This window comes from Alloacidobacterium sp., assembly GCF_035631355.1.
GTDB lineage: Bacteria > Acidobacteriota > Terriglobia > Terriglobales > Acidobacteriaceae > Alloacidobacterium.
This window is the reverse complement of record NZ_DASQIX010000033.1, coordinates 1-8,291: the sequence shown is the minus strand read 5'-3', so window position 1 is coordinate 8,291 and position 8,291 is coordinate 1. Positions and strand designations below refer to the sequence as shown.

Annotated in this window: 6 protein-coding genes and 1 tRNA gene; 2 read left to right on the top strand and 5 right to left on the bottom strand. The window is 54.2% G+C overall.

Going from position 1 to position 8,291, the window contains the following annotated elements:
* Positions 1-212: 212 nt before the first annotated feature.
* Positions 213-1,217 carry an HAD family hydrolase gene (locus VEV40_RS06070; protein ID WP_324830880.1) on the top strand — a complete coding sequence of 335 codons (1,005 nt, stop codon included), beginning with the start codon at positions 213-215 and terminating at the stop codon, positions 1,215-1,217.
* A 9-nt stretch (positions 1,218-1,226) separates the two neighbouring features.
* Here the strand turns inward: VEV40_RS06070 and VEV40_RS06065 are convergent, their stop codons facing one another.
* Positions 1,227-1,868: a response regulator transcription factor gene (locus VEV40_RS06065; RefSeq protein WP_324830878.1), complete on the bottom strand. Its 642-nt coding sequence runs from the start codon at positions 1,866-1,868 to the stop codon at positions 1,227-1,229.
* 210 nt (positions 1,869-2,078) lie between these two features.
* Positions 2,079-3,563 (bottom strand): hypothetical protein, encoded by a 1,485-nt coding sequence (locus VEV40_RS06060; protein ID WP_324830876.1) that lies wholly within the window; start codon positions 3,561-3,563, stop codon positions 2,079-2,081.
* 556 nt (positions 3,564-4,119) lie between these two features.
* Here VEV40_RS06060 and VEV40_RS06055 point away from each other — a divergent pair.
* Positions 4,120-4,195: transfer RNA gene (locus VEV40_RS06055), tRNA-Thr, on the top strand.
* Between the two features lie 29 nt (positions 4,196-4,224).
* Here the strand turns inward: VEV40_RS06055 and VEV40_RS06050 are convergent.
* The 3 genes from VEV40_RS06050 to VEV40_RS06040 all read right to left on the bottom strand — a co-directional run.
* On the bottom strand, positions 4,225-4,710 hold the full coding sequence (locus tag VEV40_RS06050) for a potassium channel family protein (RefSeq protein WP_324830875.1): 486 nt from the start codon (positions 4,708-4,710) through the stop codon (positions 4,225-4,227).
* 546 nt (positions 4,711-5,256) lie between these two features.
* Positions 5,257-6,375 (bottom strand): DUF6599 family protein, encoded by a 1,119-nt coding sequence (locus tag VEV40_RS06045; RefSeq protein WP_324830873.1) that lies wholly within the window; start codon positions 6,373-6,375, stop codon positions 5,257-5,259.
* Positions 6,376-6,517: 142 nt separating this feature from the next.
* The coding region (locus VEV40_RS06040; protein ID WP_324830872.1) for a DNA gyrase C-terminal beta-propeller domain-containing protein at positions 6,518-8,291 on the bottom strand (1,774 nt) is incomplete at its 5' end.

Sequence of the window (8,291 nt, the reverse complement as noted above, 5' to 3'; positions counted from 1 at the left end):
TGGCAATGTCGAGTTGGAGGTGGCTAAGGATGTAGGTCAGGAAACCGTGACTTATGTCAGCAACATTTATAAGTACTATGTCGCTTATAAATTAACCGCTGAGGAGAAACAACGGAAGGCGCAAGCGCCAGCGACTCGTTAGGCTCCCCCCTCGTTTTGTGAGAGAATTCTGCTTCTTGTCCAAATCGTTCGCGCCAACTCATGGAGGATCGATGGCTCAAGTGAAGAACGCTTTGCTTCGTTCTGGTATCCTCGTTGTCTTCGTAGCTATCTCGCTTGCTGGCGCACTCGCTCAGACTGACCCGCTGCCATCCTGGAACGACACCGCACCGAAGAAGGCGATCATTGCTTTTGTCGAGAAGGTCACGAAGGATGGGACTTCGGATTTTGTTCCTGTGGATCAGCGCATCGCCACCTTTGACAACGATGGAACGCTCTGGATCGAACAGCCCATGTACGTGCAGCTTGCTTTTATGATCGATCGCGTGAAGGAGCTGGCACCGAAGCATCCGGAGTGGAAGACAACGCAACCGTTCAAGGGCGTTCTTGAAGGCGATATGAAGGCCGTGGCAGCGACTGGCAATAAAGGACTTGACCAACTGATGGCTGCAACGCACTCGGGTATGACGGTGGAAGAGTTTGAAAAGATCGTGACTGACTGGCTTGCCACTGCACAACAGCCGAAGTTCAAACGCCCTTACACACAATGCGTTTACCAGCCAATGCTGGAACTGCTGGCTTACCTCCGCGCCAATGGCTTTAAGACCTTCATTGTCTCCGGTGGCGGGATCGAATTCATGCGTCCATGGACCGAGAAGGTGTACGGCATTCCGCCGGAGCAGGTGGTTGGCAGTTCGCTAAAAACAAGATTCGAAATAGTGGATGGCAAGCCTGAGCTGCTGCGGCTGCCAGAGATCAACTTCATTGACGACAAAGAGGGCAAGCCGGTAGGAATCAATCAGTACATTGGGCGCCGACCCATTGCCGCATTCGGCAACTCCGATGGCGACCAGCAGATGCTTGAATGGACTGCCGAAGGTGATGGCCAGCGCTTTATGCTGCTCGTGCATCACACGGATGCAAAACGCGAATATGCTTATGATCGTGAATCCAGCTTTGGCAGGCTCGATAAAGCGCTGGACGAAGCGAACGCCAGGGGCTGGACAGTGGTAGACATGAAGAAAGACTGGAAGGTGGTTTTTCCGCCTGGAATATAGCTGGTAAAACTACACAGGTAGCGCCACCACCCGCTGCTTGATGGCGAACATCACGATATCGGACTGTGATTTGAGACCGTGCTGCTGCATCATCTGATACTTATGAAACGCGACTGTCCGCGTGCTTATATCAAGCAGAACCGCCACCTGCCTCATGGTATGCCCTTCCGCAAGCAGTTGGAGTACCTCTTTTTGACGCTTTGTCAGATGCGCCTCGTGTTCCGGACGAGATTCCCGGACGAATTCCTCCAAGAGCCGCCGGGCGACTCTTGAGGTGACATAAGTTTTACCCTTTAGAACTTCGTGTATAGCTCTTATCAACTCTGATGCAGCTGATTTTTTCAGCAGATATGCGGACGCCCATTGCCGCAGAGCCTGCGCGGCAAACTCGAAATCATCACTCATGGTCAAAACGATGATTTTTGTCAGCGGCAGCATCCTCTTGAGTTGCTTCCCGACGTCCATGCCGTTCAACTTCAGCATATTAAGGTCCAGGATGACGACGTCAGGCTTCAGTTCAGGAGCAGTTTTCAGCAGCTGTGACCCATCCGCTACGATCCCGACAATTTCGAACTCTGTCTCAAGCAGCTTCGTGAACGCTTCAACGATGAGGGTATGATCATCTGCCAATAGCAGTCGCGGCTTCGCCATACTCACCTCCAGCGTCCAAAAACTCCAATAACAACATGACAGCCCTCATGTGCACCTACATCGCACCGGAAAACGCGCAATGCGGGTAGAACTCGGCTTACCGATATCCTGCGACTTAAGGCATAGAGTTGGAACTGTCAACAATGACAGGCCCTGAATTACGTGCTCCTCGGGACCCTCCTGGAAGGCAAGACAGGGCCATAGGAATTATCACCATGTCCCGATGCGCAGCACGGCGCCTGTAGTTATCCGCAGGGAGTTTTGTGGCTGAATCATGGCCACGTCTCCCATCCAGGTGTGATAACGCTCAACGTCGAGCAGCCGCCAGGCAAATGCGCGGGTCAAGACAATATCGAAGCCGCCCCCCATACCGAGAGCGGGCCCGTTGTTTGAAACTTCAACCGACCAATCGCTTCGCTTCGGGTAGTGTGGAAGCGTTCCATTACCGTCGTTCCATTCCGCCAACAACTGCGTTCGCAACGGAATGTCGTCGGTTTCGTGCGTGACCTTCCTGCCTCCAAACATTACTTGCATATACGGAGAGATATGGTGCGCAGCCAGCGGAGTCCAGCGCAATCCTGCACCATAAAACAGCGAGTCACCGCTTTGGTTGGCGGCTGGCATGTGCATGATGAGGCATCCGTTCACCTCGGCAACAAGCTGAAAGTTTGGGTTCAAACGAGAGGCTCCGGAGCCACCTCCACCAACGCAGTTCCCACCGCCCAGGAAAGTTTCGTAGACAGGGAAAGCAGTCAGCTCGATGTCTGCTTCCTTCGGGTATTCGCGTTCAATCTCCGGCACAGCAGGACGAATGTATTCGAAAGGTTTTTCTCCGCCAGCCTTGTATTCGGCAATGAGTTCCTTACGAATGCGATGCTCGTCTACATTCAGGCCGATGCGATTTTCACGATGCCATGGGAGCTTAAACGCCATGACGTTCGCAAAGGAGCGGCCCGGATTCAGAAAGGTTCGCGTCAGCGCAATCAGATATCCATTCGTCGTCCGATTTTCAAGGCCCATGATCAGGTATCGATCCGCAGCATCTTCTCCGATCATTTCGACAGTGCCGAGAACTGGCGTGTCGGTGAGCGTGATGAAGCCAGGAGAGGCGTGCAGCATAACATTGCCGATCGATGCCTCGCTGGCCGGACCGATCTTCCACTGGGTATGCCAGACTGCCGAATATGCGAGCGAGTGAAGAAGACTCATATAGTATTCGCGTCCATCGCCCCATTGGACTTTGCGGTACCTCGGGTCGTTTTGACGCTCGATATATCCGAAAATTGAGCCTTCTAACGTATGGCCTACATATGGAGCCATAAACCTGTCGCTGTCGCTCCATCCCCGCAGTTCACTTACGGAATCCAGATAGTTCTTGAGCCAGGGTCCTAGAAGGGCGTCACGCGTGCCTGGTTCTGTCCAGATGTTGAACGTATGCATGATTCCCGTGTAAAGGAGCGACTCACTTACGGCCGCGCGCCAGTGCACGCTGGTATCAGGCTGTGACTGGTTCGAGGGCTGCACGACGACAGAGGAATCTAAAAGGCCGGCTACTTTGCTCGGGCTGTCCGGAAGTTTGTCGCTAGTGAGATCCGTATAACGGTAGGAATGAATCGATGGATTTAGACCGGAAGCCTGTACGCCATATCTGCCGTCAAATTGGAATCGAGCGAGATCATGTCCTCGTGTACCCAATTCAGGACTTGGAAAAGACTGTGCCTCGGCATAAGGGGGTGTCGGACTAAGGGTGACAAGAGCACACAGTATCAACGTACCTAAGCGGCTTGTCTTTCGAAGAGCAAAGTTCTTAATGGCGCTCAAAAGAACGACGATGTGCATAGCTGCAAATCCTCAGTCCCCACTCGGTAGCCAGTTGGGTTTTCCTGTTATCGGGCAAACAGGTATCGTTTTAACTGGCAAGAACTGTTTTGATCTGGTTTGCCAACATTACAGAAGCTTTCAAAGTCACCAACCGTAATTTCACCGCATCTGCCTGTAGATGAATACTGTCACTTTTGTCAGGACGAACTGATTGGGGCTGGTCATGCACCCCTGCACTGTGAAGAGGTGCTAGGCTCTTCAACGTTCTGAATAGAGATGTACCGTCACCCATTTGTGTGCGGAGCCGCGGCGTCGATATAGATCGAGAGCGGGTTTTCCGGCGGGTCAGTAGAGACCTCATCCAGATGCATGGTGGGACGTTCGCGGATGTACGCAATTTCCGCTTTACGATAAAATCTCTAGAGTGCAGGCCGACGTAGCTCAGTTGGTAGAGCAGCCGATTCGTAATCGGCAGGTCACCGGTTCAAGTCCGGTCGTCGGCTCCAGTCTAAGTTGATTGTCCAGATTGCAGAACTCACTTTAGTGGCGGAGTTTTCCCGGTGTCAGGGCTCTGCCTGTAGGCATTGATCAGCAACGCGACTGCAATCGCAATGTAAAGAACACCAGCTATTCCCTCCAGCGCAGCCAGCATCCGTGCCTCGCCGGCAAGAGGGACAACGTCGCCATAGCCGATCGTCGAGAGAGTCACCAGGCTGAAGTATAGTAGCTCGCCTTGATGATCAGCGTGCATGTTATTGCTGCGACCAAAAGAGCCTGGATGAATGACATCAACGGCACAGTAGAGGGCAAACCAGAACATCCCGAGCAAAAGATAGATGCTTACCGCAGTGTAGAGGTGCGCGCCGATGACTGCGCGAGCATTCTTGAGATAGGAGAAAAGGCCAGCAACCGCAAGCCCGAAGAATGCGGCCAGGAACCCCCACTTGATTCCAAGCAGAGCTCGATTGGGCAGGAAAGTGCTTACTGCCCCGAAGATCAATGTGCCCAACATCAACAGCACCGATGGCCATAGCCAGCTCTTTTTTTGCGATAAGCTAATCGTTGCCAAAATGACTGGCAAAAATGTGAGCGCTAAGAGGATGAGCCTCCGTAGATCACCGTGATCCAGTATCGGGGTCAGGAGAATGACCAGCAGCAACGATAACAGGAGCCATAAGTCTGGTCGCGATTGAACTCGTGTGTTCACTGAAAGTCACCCACATTGCCAATTGAAATAAAGGCGGAAATCAGGGGCACGGAAATGAAAGAAGCCGCCCGGCAACAGGGCGGCTTCCTTCTTTAGGGAGAATAGTTCCAACGGAGGCAAAACCATCAGAACTTTCTGGCGAAATACTATGGGGGCGCTAAAAGGGTGTCAAGGCAAAATCAGGGCGAATTTAAATGGCTTATAATTCAATAGTTTACTGAACAGGCTGTATTCAAAACATGAAAATAGCGCAAGTTCGCCTTTTCTTCGTATATATGCGGGTTAGCCTGCCTAAATCATCTTTTTTCTGAGATTTAAAGCTGAAGTGCACCAGCCTCAGTGCAATGTGCTGATTTTGTCTTACCTGAGCTTTAGACTAATGAATTCTTCATCGTTCACAGTTGATGCTGATTTGCCACGAAGCATCCGAAGCGCGGCGCGGCCTCCACCGAAGAAGAAACCGAGAACGATGGCAGCTGCAGCGAGAATTCCAAACAGCGAAGCAATACCTAACAATAAACGCGCGGTCTTTGATGCTTCACTCACATAACCTTCAGGATGGTTCCAGGTGATGTCAGCGGTGTAGTTGACTGCGTTGATGAGCTTGCGCGCTTCGTCTGGTGAGAAGCTACCGCTGGTGATGGCGACGAGCGGACCGCTACGGCGGACAATCAGGCTCGCCGCATTGCTCTCAGCCAGCGGCTGTGGCCATGATGCCTGTTGCGAATTGCCTGTCTTAAATAGCGACTCAATCGCCTGCTGCTGATGAATGGCCATCTGCGGCGTGGGATACATGAGCAGCGTCAACGTGCCGTCGCCGTTTTTGGTCGAGTAGTCAGCAGTGACCGCTTCAGCTTCACGGCTGAAGTCGATGATGCCGGGTGGGAGAACGCCGCCGCTGCGCGCATAAGCGAGTGGCCCGACAGCATAGCGGATGCTGCCCGCGTTAAGCGAATCAGGGGGCAGATATTTCGGGAGCGGAGGCGCTATTGCGCTGGGCCCGCCGGTCTTCGGGAGATCGGAAGCGAGCTCGCGCAACTGCGCCGCTGACATGGCGGTCAGATGGTCGAAAGTCGCGTCAATCAGAGTGGTTCCTATCCAGAAAAGAACGCGCGCGCCATCGAATGCAGCATCGCTGCCGATGTCTTCCTTCTGCATTCCTGGGCGGCGGTAGAAGGTGAAGGCGCCATAGGCGCCGGTCGCATCCTGAAAGCGGATGGCGCGGATGTTCAGCTTGTTGTCAGGCTGTACATAGTTGGCGGTGGTGAATTCAGTGAAGCCGTACTCGCGCAGTACATTGGCATTTCCCTGGTCGGCTGCTTCTGGCGCTGTACTGGGCTGCGGAGTGGCGGCCTGCTGCCATCCGGCAAAGCTGGAGGGAAGAATTGGCGGAGCGGACGGCGTGGTTGGCGCCTTCAATCCATAGCTACTGGTAAAAGCAATGGTGATGACTGCGATGGAAAGGAAGCGGCGCAACATAACGGCTGTTGTTGAGACTACCACTGCGGGGGTTTCGTTGCAGGGGGATGCCGATATCCTGAAACGCCTTCAGAAATCCTACTCTCCCCACCCTTTCGCAAAGTGCGCGAAAGGATGGGGCACCCAGGATTCCTTGCAGATTTTATTGGAGTAAAGTTCCGTTTTCCGGTTCCTGCTTGGCTTCTTCCGGCGGAATGACGACCGCTGCTGCGACCTTGTCTTCGTCTTCCAGGTTCAGCAGCTTGACGCCCTGTGTGGAGCGGCCGGCGGCACGGATGCTATTGGTGTCAATGCGGATGATCTTGCCGTACTGGCTGATGACCATCAGCTCCGATGTTTCATCGACTAACTGAATCGATGAAACCTTGCCGTTGCGGGCGGTTGTCTTGACGTTGATAACGCCCTTACCGCCGCGCGACTGCAACCGGTATTCGTCTACGTCAGTGCGCTTGCCGAAACCGTGCTCAGTGATGCTAAGGATAAGGCAGGCGCAGTTTACGCCATTTTCGACCTTACGTTCTTTTGGGGTGACGGCGAGGCCGACAACGTAATCGTTCTTGCCAAGGTCGATGCCGCGCACGCCCCGTGCAGGGCGGCCCATCGAACGAACATCTGCTTCGTCGAAGCGGATGGCCATGCCTTCATGCGTGGCAAGGAAGAGAATCTGGTGGCCGTCTGTAATGCGGACGCCGACCAGCTCGTCGTCATCTTCAATGCCGATGGCGATGATGCCGCGCGACATAACGTTGGAGAAGTCCTTGAGCGGCGTCTTCTTGACTGTTCCGTTGCGTGTGACAAAGAAGATGTATTTGCCCTCTTCTTCGAGATTGCGCACAGGCAGAATGGTGCGGACGGTTTCGCCGGCCTGCAGGTTGAGCAGGCTCTGGATGGACTTACCTTTGCCGGCTGCGCCAACGTCGGGAATCTCATAGACCTTGAGCCAGTAGACGCGGCCTGTGTTGGTGAAGCAGAGCAGATAGGCGTGCGTCGAATCGACGATGAGCTGCGAGACGAAATCTTCTTCGCGCGTCTTCATGCCGGTGCGGCCCTGGCCGCCGCGCCGCTGCTGGCGGTAGGTCGAGATAGGCGTACGCTTCAGGTAGCCCTGATGTGAGACGGTGACGGCGACCTGCTCGTCGGCGATAAGGTCTTCGAGCTGCAGCTCGGCGGTTTCGTCGATGATCTCGGTGCGGCGTTCGTCGCCGTAGTCTTTGCGGATGGCTTCGAGTTCTTTCACGATGACGGAACGCAGTTTCTTTTCCGACCCGAGGATCGATTCGTATTCGGAGATGCGGTCGCGAACATCGGCGAGTTCCTTAAGCAACTCGTCAATGGAGAGTTGGGTCAGGCGATAGAGCTGCAGTTCGAGGATCGCGTCAATCTGACGATAGCTAAGTGTCAACGTTGGCGAGATGAGCGTTGCCGGATCGATGGCATATTTTGCTGGGTCGAGTGTCACGCCCTTCAGCGCCTGATCACGGACAGTGATGGTCTTGCCGGAGAAGAACTGGAAGAGGTTCTCTCTGGCATCGGCGCGGGAAGACGACCCGCGAATGATCTTGATGACGTTATCCAGATGATCGAGCGCAATCTGGTAACCGAGCAGGATGTGCTCGCGTTCGCGCGCCTTGCGCAGCAGGAATGCGGTGCGGCGGCGGACCACGTCGATGCGGTGATCGAGGAAGTGGCGGATCGCGTCCGGCAGTGAAAGCTCGCGCGGCTGGCCGTTGACGACGGCCAGGAAGATCATCGAAAAGCTCTCCTGCATTTGCGAGTGCTTGTAGAGCTGGTTGAGGATGATCTGCGCTTCAGCGCCGCGCTTGAGCTCGATGACGATGCGCATGCCGTCGCGGTCGCTCTCGTCGCGAACATCAGAGATATCGTCGATGACTTTCTCGTTGACCAGCTCGGCGATG